The 17,420-nt window shown below is 61.8% G+C and carries 17 protein-coding genes and 1 tRNA gene; 2 read left to right on the top strand and 16 right to left on the bottom strand.

Annotation, left to right across the window (positions count from 1 at the left end):
- Positions 1-166: 166 nt before the first annotated feature.
- The 9 genes from R4P65_RS27580 to R4P65_RS27540 form a co-directional block, all read right to left on the bottom strand.
- Entirely contained in the window at positions 167-391 is a 225-nt protein-coding gene (locus tag R4P65_RS27580; protein WP_317828878.1) for a hypothetical protein, read from the bottom strand.
- 542 nt (positions 392-933) lie between these two features.
- Positions 934-2,001, bottom strand: coding sequence for an AAA family ATPase (locus R4P65_RS27575; protein WP_317828877.1), 1,068 nt, complete (start codon positions 1,999-2,001; stop codon positions 934-936).
- A 191-nt stretch (positions 2,002-2,192) separates the two neighbouring features.
- Positions 2,193-3,452, bottom strand: a complete 1,260-nt coding sequence (locus tag R4P65_RS27570; RefSeq protein WP_317828876.1) for a hypothetical protein — start codon at positions 3,450-3,452, stop codon at positions 2,193-2,195.
- 260 nt (positions 3,453-3,712) lie between these two features.
- On the bottom strand, positions 3,713-4,525 hold the full coding sequence (locus R4P65_RS27565; RefSeq protein ID WP_317828875.1) for a hypothetical protein: 813 nt from the start codon (positions 4,523-4,525) through the stop codon (positions 3,713-3,715).
- Positions 4,522-4,782, bottom strand: a complete 261-nt coding sequence (locus R4P65_RS27560; protein WP_317828874.1) for a hypothetical protein — start codon at positions 4,780-4,782, stop codon at positions 4,522-4,524. The genes R4P65_RS27565 and R4P65_RS27560 overlap by 4 nt, the downstream gene beginning before the upstream one ends.
- 759 nt (positions 4,783-5,541) lie before the next feature.
- Positions 5,542-5,958 carry a hypothetical protein gene (locus R4P65_RS27555; RefSeq protein ID WP_317828873.1) on the bottom strand — a complete coding sequence of 139 codons (417 nt, stop codon included), beginning with the start codon at positions 5,956-5,958 and terminating at the stop codon, positions 5,542-5,544.
- A complete protein-coding gene (locus tag R4P65_RS27550) occupies positions 5,958-6,209 on the bottom strand; it encodes a hypothetical protein (protein ID WP_317828872.1) in 252 nt (83 codons plus the stop codon). Before R4P65_RS27550 ends, R4P65_RS27555 begins: the two co-directional genes overlap by 1 nt.
- Positions 6,210-6,214: 5 nt before the next feature.
- Positions 6,215-7,399 (bottom strand): hypothetical protein, encoded by a 1,185-nt coding sequence (locus R4P65_RS27545; RefSeq protein ID WP_317828871.1) that lies wholly within the window; start codon positions 7,397-7,399, stop codon positions 6,215-6,217.
- A 318-nt stretch (positions 7,400-7,717) separates the two neighbouring features.
- Positions 7,718-7,788 (bottom strand) — tRNA-Cys (locus tag R4P65_RS27540).
- Between the two features lie 234 nt (positions 7,789-8,022).
- Here R4P65_RS27540 and R4P65_RS27535 point away from each other — a divergent pair.
- On the top strand, positions 8,023-9,309 hold the full coding sequence (locus R4P65_RS27535) for a multidrug effflux MFS transporter (RefSeq protein ID WP_317828870.1): 1,287 nt from the start codon (positions 8,023-8,025) through the stop codon (positions 9,307-9,309).
- Here R4P65_RS27535 and mraY read toward each other — a convergent pair.
- Entirely contained in the window at positions 9,306-10,382 is a 1,077-nt protein-coding gene (gene mraY / locus R4P65_RS27530; protein WP_003941316.1) for a phospho-N-acetylmuramoyl-pentapeptide-transferase, read from the bottom strand. The two genes, R4P65_RS27535 and mraY, sit on opposite strands and share 4 nt — an antisense overlap.
- 85 nt (positions 10,383-10,467) lie before the next feature.
- On the opposite strand from mraY, the gene R4P65_RS27525 reads away from it, so the two are divergent.
- A complete protein-coding gene (locus R4P65_RS27525) occupies positions 10,468-11,001 on the top strand; it encodes a MarR family winged helix-turn-helix transcriptional regulator (protein ID WP_054825961.1) in 534 nt (177 codons plus the stop codon).
- A gap of 92 nt (positions 11,002-11,093) precedes the next feature.
- On the opposite strand, the gene R4P65_RS27520 is transcribed toward R4P65_RS27525, so the two are convergent.
- The 6 genes from R4P65_RS27520 to R4P65_RS27495 form a co-directional block, all read right to left on the bottom strand.
- Complete coding sequence (locus tag R4P65_RS27520) at positions 11,094-11,870, bottom strand: enoyl-CoA hydratase (protein ID WP_003941374.1); 777 nt, start codon at positions 11,868-11,870, stop codon at positions 11,094-11,096.
- On the bottom strand, positions 11,870-12,763 hold the full coding sequence (gene mmsB / locus R4P65_RS27515) for a 3-hydroxyisobutyrate dehydrogenase (protein ID WP_317828869.1): 894 nt from the start codon (positions 12,761-12,763) through the stop codon (positions 11,870-11,872). Before mmsB ends, R4P65_RS27520 begins: the two co-directional genes overlap by 1 nt.
- Before the next feature lie 23 nt (positions 12,764-12,786).
- Positions 12,787-13,845 (bottom strand): enoyl-CoA hydratase/isomerase family protein, encoded by a 1,059-nt coding sequence (locus tag R4P65_RS27510; RefSeq protein WP_317828868.1) that lies wholly within the window; start codon positions 13,843-13,845, stop codon positions 12,787-12,789.
- Positions 13,842-15,002: an isobutyryl-CoA dehydrogenase gene (locus R4P65_RS27505; protein ID WP_317828867.1), complete on the bottom strand. Its 1,161-nt coding sequence runs from the start codon at positions 15,000-15,002 to the stop codon at positions 13,842-13,844. The genes R4P65_RS27510 and R4P65_RS27505 overlap by 4 nt, the downstream gene beginning before the upstream one ends.
- 14 nt (positions 15,003-15,016) lie before the next feature.
- The gene (locus R4P65_RS27500) at positions 15,017-16,567 is read right to left on the bottom strand and encodes a CoA-acylating methylmalonate-semialdehyde dehydrogenase (RefSeq protein ID WP_317828866.1); all 1,551 of its coding nucleotides are present in this window, start codon (positions 16,565-16,567) and stop codon (positions 15,017-15,019) included.
- 132 nt (positions 16,568-16,699) lie between these two features.
- Positions 16,700-17,419, bottom strand: coding sequence for a copper homeostasis protein CutC (locus R4P65_RS27495; RefSeq protein ID WP_230817028.1), 720 nt, complete (start codon positions 17,417-17,419; stop codon positions 16,700-16,702).
- Position 17,420: the final 1 nt, after the last annotated feature.

The following is a 17,420-nucleotide window of genomic DNA, read 5'->3' as shown; positions in this document are numbered from 1 at the left end:
GTTGCTTCACTTGAATATTGACTCACTCACTGGGGCGTCGCCATCGTTGTAAGCGCGTTGAAGTGGGCACCCCAACAAGCACCCACGGCAGGCATACACGCCAGCCGTGCCGACGCTCAGGCATGTCTGATGCGCACCCTGCGCTACGGGCGTGCACGCAATGCACCTAGCGGTGCGTACGCCCTTGTCTCCCCGCCATTTCCGCGAGCCTGGATACCGCTTCACTGAACGGGACCAACCCCTCGCCCTGAACCTGACGCCGAGGCGGTGGCGGCACCTGGTCCGCGAGGGGTGGCCCCGGCCGGAGGTCCTCTGCCAACCGTGCGGCGTCGCTGCGTTCAATCGCAACGATCTCGTCCTTGATCCATTTGGCAGCAGTTTCGCCAGTCATTCGAATTCTCCTCAACTACAAAAAGGGGGGGTTATGCGTTCCGCGCACGCGAGGCGAGCACCGGACGGGATGGGCAGTCAAATGGCCATTTGGTCAGTGCTCAATAACCAACCAGCCCAACGGAATACATCACACCGTCCAAACTCCTATCGCAACACTACTAACGGTTTCGGGTCGATAGATCTGTCCCCGAATCAAAAGAAGTGGCTTATAGGAATCGAAAGAAACTACGCCCCAAAGCGCGACAGTTTGAACGTGTACCAAACCAACTCGTACCTAAAGGGAAGTGGTACCGGTACGGGTTGCCACCCGTAACCCGGTATCCACACCCCTGCCCACCCTGCGCCCAGCAACCTGTACCAATTGCCGGTACAGGTTCAAAACATATTGCTACCTGCACTTATAGCCCGCCATTGACCAACACGTACCAACATGTACCAAATGCACCGGGCCAGGTTGGCCATGCCGCTGGCAACATGTACCGGGCCAACCTGGCTGCTCGGCCGTCATTTGGCCCGAAAACCAATCCATCCCGGGAGCTTTCACGTATCGACGGTGAACTGAAACTTGCCCGGTGCCTCGCACATCCCGAGGACCCTGCGCTTCACAGAGCGCCCGCCCTCGTCGCGGGCGATTGACCGTTCTTCAATTCTGAACTCGTCTTTCAGGTCTTGAATGGCCTGCCGCGCGCCATCGCGGTTTCCACCGACCGCCTTCGCTAGCGCGCTGGCCGTCAACATCAAGGGTCGCTCCGCGAGAATCTTCTCAATGCGGTCATGCAAGGCTCGGCGCGACCCCTGCTTCTTCGCGGATGGATCGGCGCTGCCGTCAGACCGGACGACGGCCCAGGTAATCAAGTCATCGGTGGACGACTCATCTTCGTCTTCAGGACCGCCGCGCGTGGGCAGGTTCCAGTCGACATCCCAACGCCCACCGCCCCACTGCCGGGAACCGAATTCCACCCCAAGCTGATACAGCCCGTTCTCCAAATCGGCTCTTACACGATGCCTTTGCAGAATCCAACTGTCAGCCCACTGCGCCATTCCCGCTTGCGAAATGGAGTCCAAATCGAGGTCCGAGCCGCCCGACTTCTTGAAGTGATCCGCAATGATCAACGCTGCCTTTCCTGCCACTGCACCAGACACCTCGGCCAACATCCGCCCGCGGTCATACAGGTTCTGCGCTTCGACCCCCGGCGGGTGGAACGCATACAGCGGGTCAATAATCACCAACGCAGGCTCGATCGCATCGAGGTTCCGAGCCAAAGCAGCGGTGAAGTCCGACTCCGCCAACGAGCCGACCTCGAACACGGCATGAATGGGCAGGTCGGCAAGATTCACCTTGTACGCGGCGCACACAGCCTGCAGACGACGCTGAAACGGACGCTGCCCGCCCTCGCCCACGTAATACAGCACTGGCCCCGGAGAGACGACCTCGAACTTTCCGAACAGCGGCTCACCGCTAGCCACAGCAACAGCCATCGCCATAAGGTTGTACGACTTGAGGGTCTTCTTCTCCCCGCCCATCGGGCCGAACGAGTGCTCTGGCCACACGTCGCGGATCAGCCACCGCATCGGCGGCACCGGCTCGGCAAGTTCGCCCGCACCCACAGGGATAAACCGGTCACTGTCCGAGGTTCCCGAACTGGCACGTGCGTCCTCGAGCAGAGAAGCCGTCAGGGACGAGAACTCCGTGACCGAACCGCCCTCGACAGTATCTGGAGCCACAAACTGAATTTCCCAACCTTCGTCGACCTTCGTTCGCTCGACTCCGAAGGCACCCGAACCGACTGCAGATTTCATCAGTTTCGGCCCTTCTCCGAGAACAGAACAACTCGGCCGTCGGGACCGACCCGAGGCGTTGGACTTTGAATTCGTCCGCGTGCCTTGGAAACCGCACCGACCACAGCACGATAGAAATCGGATTCTGCCGCGCCCTCTCCCCTACCCTCGCCGGGAAGTTCACCAAGCCGCCGCCGACCCATCACCTCCAGATACGCGGTCCGCACCAATTCGAGGGCACGCACAACCCCGGCGCTCCCATCGGTGCTCGTCAGAATCACCGCCAGCACACGGCGGACCATAAGCGAATGCGCACTGACGTCGTCATCCAAACCATGTGCGAACATCTGCACCAGCGCGCGATAGTCGCAGAGCCGCTGCATCGCCGTATCCATGTTCTTCCACGTCACGGTTGCTCCCGGCTGGTTGGCCAACCATTGCTGAGCCTCCCGGAACGTTGTGGGAACGCGCGTCAAATGCCGTTGAGCAACCCCGCCCAGTGCAGGCGGTGGCAACACTGCGTCAAGCCGCGTGGGGCGAAGCATAGGCACCAGGGAACGGCCATTGTGCGGCCCGCTACCACCGGCAAAATGCGGGTGCAGGTGCGTGACCACGGCCACCGGTTCGTCGGCCCGCTTCCAGTTCACGCTTCCGGGGCAACGCAACACACGATCCGGATTGAACACCGAATCAGGTCGCGCGTTCGGATTCACACGCTTGACTGCAAGATTCACCAACGCCGACCAGCGGGCACTCGTCTCGGACCAACGGGACCCGTCATCTGTGACCAGATTCGGCACACTCTTCGTGTTGGACACGCGCCAGATCGGTTGCAGGCCATGCCCGGATTCGACTGCGACTGCTGGAGGGACACCCTCCAGCCAAACGGTGAGCAGGTCAATAACTGCCCTGCATTCGTCCAGCGAGGCCAGCGAACCCGACTTCACATCGAGATCGGCGAAGAGCGTCTGTCCGCGAGCAACATCGGCGATTCCACCTCGCCTGCCCGGACGAAGCCTAGCCCTCAACGGATTTGGAGAGAACCACACATCGCGGTCCTGCGGAGCCGACCACTCTCGAAGGCTCTTGACGGTACGCGTTTCGGGCAACCATCTACCCGCAAGCCGACCCTCTCGCGGACGAGTATTGACGCTGACGACATAGTCGTCACGATGACCGATTGCTTTGAGCACTATGTACAGCGACGGATCTTGCTGTGGTCGAACAACTTCCACTCGCCCACTAGTTGCGCTCCGCCTTCCGGTGCGGCTATTATTCACTTTGCGTTCCTTCTTCCGTGGCGTTACTTCGGATGTGGTCGGCCCACCACCGTGGATGGAAAGATGGGCCGACTGCACACTCTTACAATGGATTTGGCGCACCACGCCGTGCTACCGCACCGCTTATACTGAATTCAGACCGCAAGTTGCGGTCACTGGGAAGCTCCGCTCCCTGTTGCGAGACGAGACCGCCGGTTAGAACTTTGAGCCGGCGGTCTTCGCGTTCGTCCCGTCGGACAGCTGACGGGAAGGTCGCACTTTCACATGCCATCCGCTGGATAGCCTGCCGCCACATGCCAGCCGTCATTCGGAATGAAGCTGAGCGGACCGTCTGGTTCGCTCGCCCGAATCTCCCAACCTCGCGGGGTCACATCTTTACCGAGTTCCCACAGGCACCGGTCACATGTTGGAAACACGTAGGTGGTACTCCCTGCCGACACTAGGACGCCCCAATCGGGTCCGCCACAGGACAATCCCGGGTGTTCGACCTTCGTGCGCTTCCCCGCCCAGTGACAGACACTGGAATACTGATCCATCAACTGCCGAGCGACGCGTGTTGCGCTGTATCCGTACATGACAGGGAACGCGACACGAGCACCTTGAATGTTGCCACTGCCGTCTCGCCACTTCCAAGGCAAGGGCGGAACATAGGTCGGCGTAGCTGGGTCCACCAACACCACCACACGAATTCCATATGGCCCGCTCAATGATGCATCGAGACCGAGCCTGAATTCGGTCACGCGTTCAGCATGGTCCATTTCGACGACCTTCAGTTCATGACCGATATCACTGGGGCAGCATTCACACTCGTTCCCGTAATTGGGCGGGAGCGGCTTTCTACCAGGAAGATTCGAGTGCTGATACGTAAACCCGCGCTCTTCAAGCCAGCGGGCATCGGGAATCGCCTGCGCGGCCGAACGCGCAAGGTCGAGCTCGGCACGGATATCGGGATGAAAAGACCTCGCAGGGCTGAAATTCTCGCCAGCCACCAAAGCTGCATCAATCTGATCTCCCGCAGGAGTGATATCCCTCCAACCATTCTCACGAATTTCGTCGATCTCACGCTCGTTCATGCGGCGTCACCACCGCTGTTGCGGAGTGACAGCACCCATTCGTATAGATCGGCTTCGCTATACCAGTTGTGCGCGCTGATCTTAAATCGCCTCAGCCGCTTACTTTCGGTGGCTGTTCGGATCAGATTTCTGGTGACCGGAACACCAAGCACCTCAGTGATGAAGTGATGGGCTCCGTTGAGGCCCTTTATTGTCGGCAATCGTCCCGAATCAATCTCGATACTTGAAGCTGGTCGATCCATCTGCACACGTCCCATGAATACCCTCCACATACTCAGCTCCGGGGCGTTACCCACCAGAGAAACCATCATTGGTTTGCTGATTGGGCCTGAGAGCTGCAGGAAGTCTCTCGACCGAGAAGCGCGCACCCGCAGAGCCAAAGCGCGCATCACACCTGGACTGGATCCAAGATAAAATACGAGCTTCAATCTGTTAAGCCGGAATCAAGTTCCGTGGGCTGTTCGGCAGTACACACTTTCGCTAGCACTCTCGGCCGCATCGGGCGCGTGCACACCACATTCACGTGCGCAAACCGCTTTGATGCTGCGTAAGCAACCATACACAACCCACCCCAGGTCAGCAATAGCACGCAAATCGAGTATTGTTCTGCCGCAAACCTTTTGGTTCAAACTGGACGCGAGAGCGAATCTAAGAGCGTTTCTCGTCATTCCCCTATCAACCGAAGGGTAAAAAGAAGTCAAGCATTCGCAAATGTTAGAAACGCCGACCCAAAAATGCCCCGGCTCCGCAATTGGGAGCCGAGGCATTCTGCGCGGTCCCAGGACCGCTCCCACATCCACCGCGAGACAAGTCAATCGTTGGTGTCGTGGTCTGCTCATCGCCAGAACAAGTTCACGTCCGATGAGCTTCTGCCGGAGGAAAGGACTTCCGGCCCGCTGGGGTTTTGTGGCCGCTGGTGCGCAGCGGTGGTGGGTGGCGTTGCCGGGTGGCAGCAACACGCAGGCACTTGCTGGGTGGGTCGGTGCCAGTGGCTACCACTGGCAATACTCAAGGCATCAACGGCGCATTTTGGTGCCCGAACTTGCCGAGCGAGGCGGCGTTTTCGGCTTGCTGCCTACCTTGCTTCCGGCGGGGTTCTTCCGAACGGTCACGGTCAGCTCGCGGTTGGGCTTGTCCAGCGTGGGGGTGACATCAAGCTTGCGATCCGGCCGTCCATGGTATCCGAGGATAGCCTTTCCTAATAGTCCACGTCCTGCGGGCGTACGGAACTCGACGCCGACCTTCGCGCCTTTGTAGTCACCGCCCTTGCCTACAACGAGGTGTTTCTCGAAGCTGCCCTTGACGTAGGACCGGCGGACTTTCCTCGTGACGCTGCGACCAACTGCGCGAGTCGCAACCTTTGCCGCGCCTTTTGCTCCAGCTACACGTGAGAAGCGTCCTTTGCTGTCGCGTTTGAATGACCGACGGGCCATCAGAGACCTCGCGGACGCGAGTTGATCCGCTCGGTGGCGCGCTGAAGCTTCGCCAATCCAGCCTCGCGGGCAAGTCGGTCACGCTCGGCTTTATCCAGTGCAGCGGCAGCTGGTGAGAGTGGCGTGGTTCCGCGATAGCGCCCACCTTGGCTCGGCGGTGCCTCTTCAAGCCCTTTCGGGGTCATACCCGTACCCCAAGAGAACTCACTCGCATCGGGATTGTCGCCGTGAAACTTGCCTGTGTAAACCATTGCGATCACCGGTTGAATGTCGGTGCGGTGTACGAGAATCCCGGAGTGATCTGCATGACGGCAGCCGCTCCACGATGTCGCACGCCGGTGCCGAACGAGCGCTGGAAGAACGAATCCTGCAGGGGAAAGGCCGGGACAGAGCCCGAGATCATTCGTAACCCCTGGTACGCGGGGTTGACATGCTGACGGAACGCAACCGGATTTCGTTCGGAGTTCGGTCCGCCAGACGCAACCACGGCGATGTATCCAGCTGGAACGAAGGCGCTCTCGATCAGCCACGAGGGCCCATACGATCCCGCGACCGGCAACGACCCGTACTCGGCCGGGGCAATTTGACCGACGATGTTCTCTTCGGTCAGGTAGGCGGGGGCAGAGGCACTCGGGATGAAGTCGTACTTCGCAACGGGAGCCGTCGTTTCAGCGCCGATGCGAGGACGGGATTCGAGGCCCTTCTTGAACGCCTGAATCAGCTCGCCCTCAACAGGGTTGGCAAGGATCAAGAGCTGCGTGCCCGCCTGTAGGCCATAGCCTTTGGACTTGACCTTCGCAATCAAATCCTCAACGTCCGCGGAGTCGACTAGCGCTGAGCCAGACGCCAAATAGTGGCTGTCTGCAGAGGGGAAGGTGATCCCTGCATGCGGTGGTGGCGTCATGCCATCGGTGCCGTTCCACAGTCCGAACACCCGATGCTTTTCAGGGCTGAGCAACTCGGTCGGATTGAAGAGCCGCTCGAGGATGGTGGTGTTGACCAGCTTGTTGTCGGCTTCGATGATCCGCGTGGCTACGGAACGCACTTGCTCTTCGCGGGCGTCACGTAGGAATTGCCAGGTCCACCGCGAAGCTAGGTCCCAGTCGGAAAGTGTGTATCCAAGCAGCAAAGCCTCGGCTCCCTCGCGGACTCCTTGCGGCACACCAAATTCCGATGCTTCCTCGAAGGATTCGGATCCGATGGACTGCGGCACTGCATCCGCGATCGCTGTGGTGCCGTACGACAGGAGGGATGCCAGACGGGAACGCTCACTGTTGTAGAGGCCCAGAACTTGGCTGATCTCGCTGTAGATGACATTTAGATCTATGCCGTCAGCCGTTTGGTTGACAAGCACGTCGCCTTCCGTGGCGTAACCACGGTCGCCACCAAAAATTGGGGCAAGAAAGGGATCGAGAGTGGTGAGGGGTAGGTGAGTAGTCATTTGGATTCTCCGATAGCGATATGAGGCGGATATGGGAAACACCCACGCTCTGCGCGAATGGGGTGGCCTCGGGCCGAATCGGTAGCGTCCGCTGACAACTGCCAACATCTACGCCGTACAACTAACACCAAGGCTACCTCACGTGCCCGGCCCAAACTGCGCTCAGCCAGTACCTCCCCGGTACCTCCGCACACGCAAAATGAACGGTATTCAATAGGTGGCAGCCGCTCAGCAAAAGGTCAGCATTCTCAGCGTTTCTAAGTCTCTCACCTGCAAATACGAATCGGGGCTGACCGTGTGGGCCAGCCCCGACGCCCGAGCGGATGACGGGATTCGAACCCGTGTGAACGGCTTTGCAGGCCGGTGCCTAGCCACTCAGCCACACCCGCGTCAGTGAGCAACTCTGCCCCGAGCGATGACGTCGAACCACAGTTCCGCTCAGCATGATTCGAGCGCAATCCCACAAGGCGTTCCAGTCTCTGGGAAAACTGCGGGCCCTTCGGGAACAAATCGGTCAGTCTCGATGCTGACTCCCTCGGTGGGCGCAGGTCATACGAAGTGCGGCCCGAATTTCGCCCGAACGACCGAGCAGTTCGCCAAACCCAGACAACCCAGAAGGTTTCATGAGTGCCGAGAACACCGCCATCGCCCCGCACGTTCAGGCAGCCCCGCCGATAGAGGCAGCCCCGCTCGAGGCGAGCACCATCGAGCGTAAGCCGAGCGTCGGAAAGATCCTGGCCCTCGGTTCCATGACGGCACTCGGACCCTTCACCATCGACATGTACCTGCCTGCGCTACCGGATATCGGCGCCGATCTCGGAGTCTCGTCGTCAACGGTTCAGCTGACGATCACCGGAACCCTCATCGGCCTCGCGCTCGGCCAACTGTTGGTCGGGCCGCTCTCGGACACGCTCGGCCGCAAGAAGCCGCTGCTGGCCGGAATCGGCGTCCACATCCTGGCTTCGCTGCTGGCGGTCTTCGCACCGAGCATTGCGGTCCTCGGAATCCTGCGGGTCTTCCAGGGCATGGGCGCGGCGGCCGCGGCAGTGGTCACCATGGCGATCGTCCGCGACCTCTACAGCGGCAACACCGTTGCCGTCGTGATGAGCCGGCTGATGCTCGTGCTCGGCGTTGCGCCGATCCTGGCGCCCAGCATCGGTGGCGCCCTCCTCGTCGCCCTCGACTGGCGCGGGATCTTCGTCGTCCTGGCACTGATCGGCGTCGGCACGGCGATGATCGGTGCGTTCGGACTGTCCGAAACACTGCCGAAGGAAAAGCGTCGCCCGAGCGGATTGAAGTCGGTTCTCCGCACCTACGGCTCGCTGCTCGGCGACCGCACGTTCATGGTCCTGACGCTCGTCTCCAGCGTCGGCATGGCGTCGTTGTTCGCGTATGTCTCCGGGGCATCGTTTGTCTATCAGGACCAGTACGGCCTCAATCAACAGGAGTTCGCGCTGCTCTTCAGCGCGGGCGCGATCGCGTTGATCGGTGCTTCGCAGGTCAACGTCCGGCTGCTCGACCGGTGGACTCCTCAGCAGATCACCAAGTGGGCCCTCGTGGCTGCGGTTGTCTCCGGCGCTGTAGTCATTACTGTCGCGGTCCTGGAACTGGGTGGGCTCGCCGGATTCGTGATCGCACTCTGGGTCATGGCCGGTGCCATCGGGTTCGTTCTGCCCAACGCCCCGGCACTGGCTCTCGCTCGTCACGGCGAGGCGGCCGGTACTGCGGCGGCGATGCTCGGCGCCTTCCAGTTCGGTGTCGGCGCGGCGATCGCGCCCGCCGTCGGCCTGCTGGGAAACACGAGCACGGCCTTGGCCGTCACGATGACGGCGTGTGTGTCGCTCGGTCTGATCGCTCTTCTGGCTACGACCCGGAAAAGCGATCCGACCCGAAAGAGCGAATCGGTCTAACCGGCAGCGGAGAACCACTCGCTGTAGAACGTGGCAAGTCCCAGGACGCACGAGATCGCGACGAAGATCCAGAATCTTGCGATCACGACGGTTTCCGGCCAGCCGAGTAACTCGAAGTGGTGGTGGATCGGGGCCATCTTGAATACGCGTCGGCCGGACGATCGGAACACCAGAACCTGGATGATCACCGACAGGATCTCAGCCACGAACAGGGCTCCGATGATGACCATCAGAAGCTCGGTGTGCGTCGTGACGGACAGGCCGACCACCAGGCCGCCGAGCGCCAAGGAGCCGGTGTCGCCCATGAAGATCTGAGCCGGGGCGGCATTCCACCAGAGGAAGCCGAGGCACGCCCCGCCTGCCGCGGCAGCGACGATAGCGAGATCCAGGGGGTCACGAACGTCGTAGCAACCGGCGGCAGGCTCGAGGACACACGAGTTCCGGTACTGCCAACCGGCGATGACGACGTAGGTCCCCAGGATCATGCCCATCGAACCGGCCGCGAGACCGTCGAGGCCGTCGGTGAAATTGACTGCGTTGGACCAGGCGAACACCAGAATGCAGAAGAAAACCACGAATCCAATGGCACCCATGGAGAACACCGAGATGTCACGAACATGGGACAGGTACTGGCTTCCGGGAGTGACTCCGTTGTTGTTGGAGAACTGCAGGAACAAAATGCCGAAGATGATGGCACTCGCCAGCTGACCGACAGTCTTTGCCGTCTTGTTCAGCCCGAGATTGCGCTTCTTGCGGATCTTGATGAAGTCGTCGAGAAAGCCGACGATTCCCAGTGACGTCGCCAGCGCGAGAACCAGCCAACCGGATGCAGACAGCCGCGGTAGCCGCGAGCCGAAACCGATGATGTGTGCCGCCAGGTAGCCCGCCCACATGCCTGCGATGATCGCGATGCCGCCCATCGACGGGGTGCCACGCTTGCCCTGATGGCTCTGCGGACCCTCGATCCGAATCTCGTGCCCGAGCCCCTGCCGCGAAAGCACACGAATGAGAAACGGAGTCAGGAAGAGCGCGACGAACAACGAGACGCCACCCGCTACGAGGATTGAAATCACCCGTGGGACTCTACAGACGTAAGCGGCTGCGACACACAATCAGACAAGGCACCCGACCGCTTCGCAGCATGGGATGATCGAACCTATGTCTCCCCCCGCGCCGCTCCCCCTCGACCCCATCGAAGAGGCGCATCGTCAGTGGACGGAGCACGGGTGGAGCGACGTCGCCGACGGTATGGCGGCGGTCACGTCGGTGATGCGTGCGCAGCAGATCATGATGGCGCGGGTCGAAGAGGTACTCAAGCCGCTCGGGTTGACCTTCGCTCGCTACGAACTGCTGACGCTTCTCACCTTCACCAGGTCGGGCGCACTCCCGATGGCCAAGGCGAGCGCCCGACTCCAGGTTCACCCCACCAGCGTCACCAATGCCGTCGACCGTTTGGAGAAAGCGGAGTTGGTCAGGCGGGTCCCGCATCCCAGCGATCGCCGTGCGACCCTCATCGAGATCTCCGACGCGGGTCGCGCGCTGGCCCTCGAAGCCACCGAAATGCTCAACAGCAAGGTGTTCGCTCACCCCGGACTCCAGCAGGACAAGCTCGAGCAATTGGTGACGATCCTCACTGAACTTCGCAAGACTGCGGGTGACTTCGACACCGGCGGCGCACCGACCAAGTGGTGAACCGACCACCCGTACACACAAAAAACTGCCCTCACACTCTCGACGAGTGTGAGGGCAGTTTCAGCTGTTTCGGAACTCAGCGGTACCCGAATTCAGCGGTGCTTGAATTCTGCCGACCGCTTCTCCACGAACGCGGTCATGCCTTCCTTCTGATCCTCCGTCGCGAAGGTCGAGTGGAACACCCGACGCTCGAAGCGGACGCCCTCGGCGAGGGTGGTCTCGAAGGAGCGGTTGACTGCTTCCTTCGCCATCATCGCGATGGGCAGCGACATCTCGGCGATGGTGGTTGCGGTCTTCAATGCGTCGTCGAGCAGATCGGCGGCCGGAACGATCCGGGCAACCAAGCCTGCACGTTCGGCTTCTTCTGCGTCCATGTTGCGACCGGTGAGGCACAGTTCCATGGCCTTGGCCTTGCCCACTGCGCGCGTAAGGCGCTGCGAGCCACCGATACCCGGAATGACACCGAGCTTGATCTCGGGCTGGCCGAACTTCGCGGTATCCGAAGCGATGATGAAATCGCAGAGCATCGCCAGCTCGCAGCCACCACCGAGCGCGTACCCGGAGACAGCCGCGATCAGCGGCTTACGAGCTGCTGCGACGCGGTCCCACGGGGTGAAGAAATCTTCGACGTATGCGTCCATGTACGTCTTGGACTGCATTTCCTTGATGTCGGCGCCGGCGGCGAAGGCGCGCTCGGAACCGGTGATCAGGATGGCTCCGATCCCGTTGTCCGCTTCGAGGTCGGCAACCGCGGCGACGACCTCGTTCATCAGCTCGGAGTTCAGCGCGTTGAGAGCCTTCGGGCGGTTGAGCGTGATGACGCCGACGCGACCCTTACGCTCGAGGATGATGGTGTTGAAGTCGGTCACTACTGTCCTTCGGTCGAACGGTCACGGATGTCGTTGATGATGGCAGAGAAGTCCTGACCGCCACCGCCCGCGGCATGGAAGCGACTGTAGAGTTCGGCGGCCTTGAGCCCGATCTCTGCATCGACGCCGTTGTTGCGCAACGCATTTGCGGCCAGACCCAGGTCCTTGTCCATCAGCGCGACAGCAAAGCCGGGCCGGTAGTCGTTGTTGGCCGGGCTGGTGGGCACCGGTCCCGGAACCGGGCAGTTGGTGGTCAGTGCCCAGCACTGTCCCGAGGCGTTGGACGCCACGTCGAAGAGCGCCTGGTTGCTCAGGCCGAGCTTCTCGCCCAGCACGAAGGCTTCGCTGATCGCGATCATCGAAATGCCGAGGATCATGTTGTTGCAGATCTTGGCTGCCTGGCCGACACCGGCGTCGCCGCAGTGAACGACCTTGCGGCCCATCACGTCCAGCAACGGTGACGCGGTCTGGAAGTCAGCTTCGGAACCGCCGACCATGAATGCCAGCGTGCCTGCGGTAGCCCCGACGACTCCACCGGAGACCGGTGCGTCGACGCTGCGGTGACCGGCCGCTTCGGCTTTGTCGTGTGCCTCGCGGGCGTCGGCGACGTCGATGGTGGAACAGTCGATGAACAGCGTGCCCGGTGTCGCCACCGGCAGCAGTTCCTCGTACAGACCGAGAACGTGCTTACCACTCGGCAGCATCGTGATCACGACGTCGGCACCGCGAACGGCGTCGACAGCCGAATCCGCTACCGATGCACCGTCTTTGACTGCCTGCTCCAGCGCCGCAGGTGCCAGGTCGAAACCGACGACCTTGTGTCCGGCCTTGACGAGGTTGGCCGCCATCGGGCCACCCATGTGACCGAGTCCGATAAATCCAATGGTGCTCATTAGTGATGCTCCTTCGGCGGTGATCAGTTGCCTTGCGGTTGGGGGGTCAGTCCGAGCTCGTTGTCGCCCAGCGGAGCGAAGTAGGCATCGACGGATTCTGCCGTGACCTCGTCGAGAGTTGCCGGCGACCACTTCGGGTTTCGGTCCTTCTCGACGACCTGAGCGCGAATGCCCTCGACCAGATCGTGTGAGGCGAGCGCAGCCGTCGAGACCCGGAACTCCTCGTTGAGGACCTCCTCCAGGCCTGCCGCTTCTTTGGCGTGTCGCAGGGATCGCAGGGTCACCGACAACGCGATCGGGGACTTGCCGAGAACCTGCTCCGCCGCCTTCTCCGCCTCGGGGATTCCACTCGAGCGAAGACGCTCGACGATGGTGGAGACGTCGTCAGCCGAGTACGCGGCGTCGATCCAGCTCTGCTGGGCCAACAGCTCCGACACCGGAGCCGGCTCCGCGTACTGCGCCACGGCGCCGGCAACCGAGGACGACGCGAGAGCGGCGATGAACGTCTCGATGTTCTCCGACGGGATGAAGTGATCCGCGAAGCCCGCTGCGATGGCATCCCCGGCGCTCAGTCGCGCCGTGGTGAGCGCGATGTGCGTTCCGAGTTCACCGGGAGCACGCGAGAGCAGGTACGTTCCGCCCACGTCAGGGATGAAACCGATTCCGGTCTCGGGCATTCCGATCATCGAACGCTCGGTCACGATGCGAATGTCGCCGTGTGCGGACACTCCGACGCCACCACCCATGACGATCCCGTCCATGATCGCGACGTACGGCTTCGGATAGTTCGCGATCTCGGAGTTGAGGATGTACTCCTCACGCCAGAAGTCGAGCGAACCGGTCTTGCCGTCCTTGGCGTCGTGGTAGATCGAGACGATGTCGCCGCCCGCGCACAGACCGCGTTCGCCGGCGCCCGTGAGTACGACTGCCTTGACGTCGTCGTCGGACTTCCATTCCTCGAGTGCCTTGGCCATCGCCTTGACCATCGAATGGTTGAGGGCATTGATCGCCTTGGGCCGGTTGAGGGTGATGAGCCCCAGTCCGTCACGCTTTTCGATCAATACCTCGAGCTCGTCGCTCATGCTGCTCCCTGCTTTCCCTGACCTGATGCGACCACGCTGCGCGCGATGACCACCCTCATGATCTCGTTGCTGCCTTCGAGGATCTGATGAACCCGAAGATCGCGGACGATCTTCTCGATCCCGTACTCAGCAAGATAGCCGTACCCGCCGTGAAGCTGGAGAGCCTTGTTGGCAACGTCGAATCCGGTGTCGGTCGCGAAGCGCTTGGCCATCGCACACAGCTCCACGACGTCGGACGCTCCGTCTTCGAGTGCTGCGGCGGCGCGCCACAGTAGTGTCCTGGCCGCTTCGAGTTCTGTTCGCATGTCGGCGAGCTGGAACTGCAGGGCCTGCGACTCGATCAGCGCCGAACCGAAAGCCTTGCGGTCCACCAGATATGCGACCGCTTTCTCCAGCGCAGCTTGAGCTCCACCCACCGAGCAGGCGGCGATGTTCAGTCGGCCGCCGTTGAGACCCTTCATGGCGATGCGGAATCCACTGCCCTCTTCACCGAGCATGTTGGCAGCGGGAACGCGCACGTCTTCGAAGATCACCTGACGAGTGGGCTGTGCGTTCCAGCCCATCTTGACCTCGTTGGCGCCGAACGACAGTCCGGGTGAATCCTTGGGCACGATGAACGCCGAAATGCCCTTGGCACCCGCAGATCCGGTGCGCGCCATCACGACGTACACGTCGGAAGTGCCTGCGCCGGAAATGAACTGCTTGACGCCGTTGAGGATGTAGTCGTCACCGTCGCGAACGGCCTTGGTACTCAAGCCAGCAGCATCGGAGCCAGCGCCGGGTTCGGTGAGGCAGTAGCTGCCCAGTTGATCCATCGAGCAGAGTCCGGGCACCCACTTGCGGCGCTGGTCGTCGTTGCCGAACTGGTCGATCATCCACGTGACCATGTTGTGGATGGAGATGTACGCGGCGATCGACGGATCGCCCTTGGCCAGCTCTTCGAAGATCCGGGCAGCGTCGACGCGGCTCAGTTCACTGCCACCCACGTCTTCACGAATGTAGATACCGCCCATCCCCAGGGACGCCGCCTTACGGAGGACGTCCACCGGGAAATGCTTGGTCTGATCCCACTCCACTGCGTTGGGCGCCAGATGCTCGGCCGCGAAGTCGCGGGCAGTGTCGCGAATCGCCCGCTCGTCATCGGTCAGAGTAAACATGGAAAGTGTTCCGATCAGTTCATCGTGGGGATGACGAAGTGGTTGTCAGGAGCGGAGTCTACGGAGCGACCCTCCTGACCTGCTTCCTTCTTGCCGGAAGGCCAGCGCTGCGTCACGGTCTTGGTCTTGGTGTAGAAGCGGAAGGAATCGGGACCGTGCTGGTTCAGGTCACCGAATCCGGAGCGCTTCCAGCCACCGAACGTGTGGTAGGCGATCGGGACCGGGATCGGCACGTTGACGCCGACCATGCCGACGTTGACGCGGGCGGTGAAGTCACGTGCGGTGTCGCCGTCGCGGGTGAAGATAGAGACACCGTTGCCGTACTCGTGTTCGGTCGGAAGACGCAGCGCCTCTTCGTAATCGGCAGCGCGGACCACCTGGAGGACGGGTCCGAAGATCTCTTCCTTGTAGATGCGCATGTCCGAGGTGACATTGTCGAACAGGGTTGCGCCGGCGAAGAATCCGCCTTCGTGGCCTTCGAGAGTGAAGCCGCGGCCGTCGACGACTGCCGTTGCGCCCTCGTCGATGCCGATCTGCACGTAGTTGTTGACGCGGTCGAGGGCATCCTGGCAAACGAGCGGGCCGAAATCGACACCTTCGTCGTCACTGCGACCGATCTTGAGCTTCGCGACGCGCTCCTTCAGCTTCGCGACAAGAGCGTCCGCGGTCTCCTCGCCGACAGGAACGGCAACCGAGATGGCCATGCAACGCTCGCCGGCGCTGCCGTAGCCGGCACCGATCAGGGCGTCGGCAACCTCGTCGAGGTCGGCGTCCGGCATGACGATCGCGTGGTTCTTGGCGCCACCGAAGCACTGTGCGCGCTTGCCGTGAGCTGCGGCCGTCTCGTAGATGTACTGAGCGATCGGCGTGGAGCCGACGAAGCCGACAGCCTTGATGCGATCGTCGGTGAGCAGGACGTCGACAACTTCCTTGTCACCGTTGACCACGTTGAACACGCCCGCGGGCAGTCCTGCTTCGAGGAACAGCTCGGCCAGGCGCAGCGGGACGGAAGGGTCACGCTCGGAGGGCTTGAGGATGAAGGCGTTACCGGCGGCGAGGGCGGGACCGGCCTTCCACAGCGGGATCATCGCGGGGAAGTTGAAGGGCGTGATACCGGCGACGACGCCGAGCGGCTGACGCATGGAGTACACGTCGATGCCGGTGCCGGCACTCTCGGTGAATTCACCCTTGAGCAGGTGCGGAGCGCCGACGGCGAATTCGATGACCTCGAGGCCACGCTGAATGTCACCCTTGGCGTCGGCGACGGTCTTGCCGTGCTCGGACGAAAGCAGGCGGGCCAGAGAATCCATCTCGGCCTGGGCGAGCTGCAGGAACTTCATCAGCACGCGGGCGCGCTTCTGCGGGTTGTACGCCGCCCACACCAGCTGCGCCTCTTCGGCATTGGCGATGATGGCTTCGGTCTCGGCCTTGCTCGCGAGGGGGACGCGGGCCTGCACCTTGCCGGTGTTGGGATCGAACACGTCCGCAAATCGATCAGATGTCCCGGGAACACGCTTGCCACCGACGAAGTGCGTCAACTCGTGAACCGTCGCATTTTCAACCATTGTGCTAACCCGTTCCTTGCTCGTATGGACCGCCGAAGAGGCAGCAGTGAATATGTCTACCATCCTATAGTTGGATGTCCATGTATGTCTAGAGCCCAAGGGCCGTGAGTGGTTAAGGAGTCCCAGGGCTCTCTAAGCACTCACAGCGCGGAGCGCTAACGCAGCCTCGCGCGCAATTCCGGCATCGGTGACGTCGTATCCGTCCGATCCTCCGCCCGGGCCCCCGGACGCTGCGACAACCTTGCGTGCCGAGAGATGCACCGCATCGACGCCGACGGCAGTGATTGCCGCGATGTCGTCGACGGTTATTCCGCCACCCGCCATGATCTGGATCCGGCCCGCGGCATGTTCGACCATTCGTCCGATCTCTTCGAGCCCCTCGCTGCAGGTGTCTGCACCCCCGGAGGTCAGCACGCGGGTCACGCCCAGGTCGATCAGTTCGTCCAGCGCGGTCAGACGGTCGGCAACCACATCCATCGCACGATGCACCGTCACCTCGACCCTCGCCCGGTCCACGCATCCGACGATCCGACGCAGCACGACTGTGTCGATCAAATTGTCCTCTGTCAGAGCGCCGATCACGACACCGGAAGCTCCACCGGCCACCGCAGCACGGACGTCGTGCTCCATTACCCACACTTCGTCGGGCGAGAACACGAAACCTCCAGCGCGCGGACGGATCAGCGGGTGAACCGCGATCCCCACTTCTGACGCCGCCTCGATCACTCCGATGCTGGGCGTCACTCCCCCCGTCGGGCCGAGGGCCGCACACACCTCGACTCGAGTCGCTCCTACCGAACGGGCGATCCTCGCCCCCCGCACGTCCTGCACAGCCAGTTCCAAAACGGTCATG

The sequence above is a fragment of the Rhodococcus sp. IEGM 1318 genome (assembly GCF_033142465.1).
GTDB classification, from domain to species: Bacteria; Actinomycetota; Actinomycetes; order Mycobacteriales; family Mycobacteriaceae; genus Rhodococcus_F; species Rhodococcus_F qingshengii_B.
This window is presented reverse-complemented; position numbering and strand designations above follow the sequence as displayed.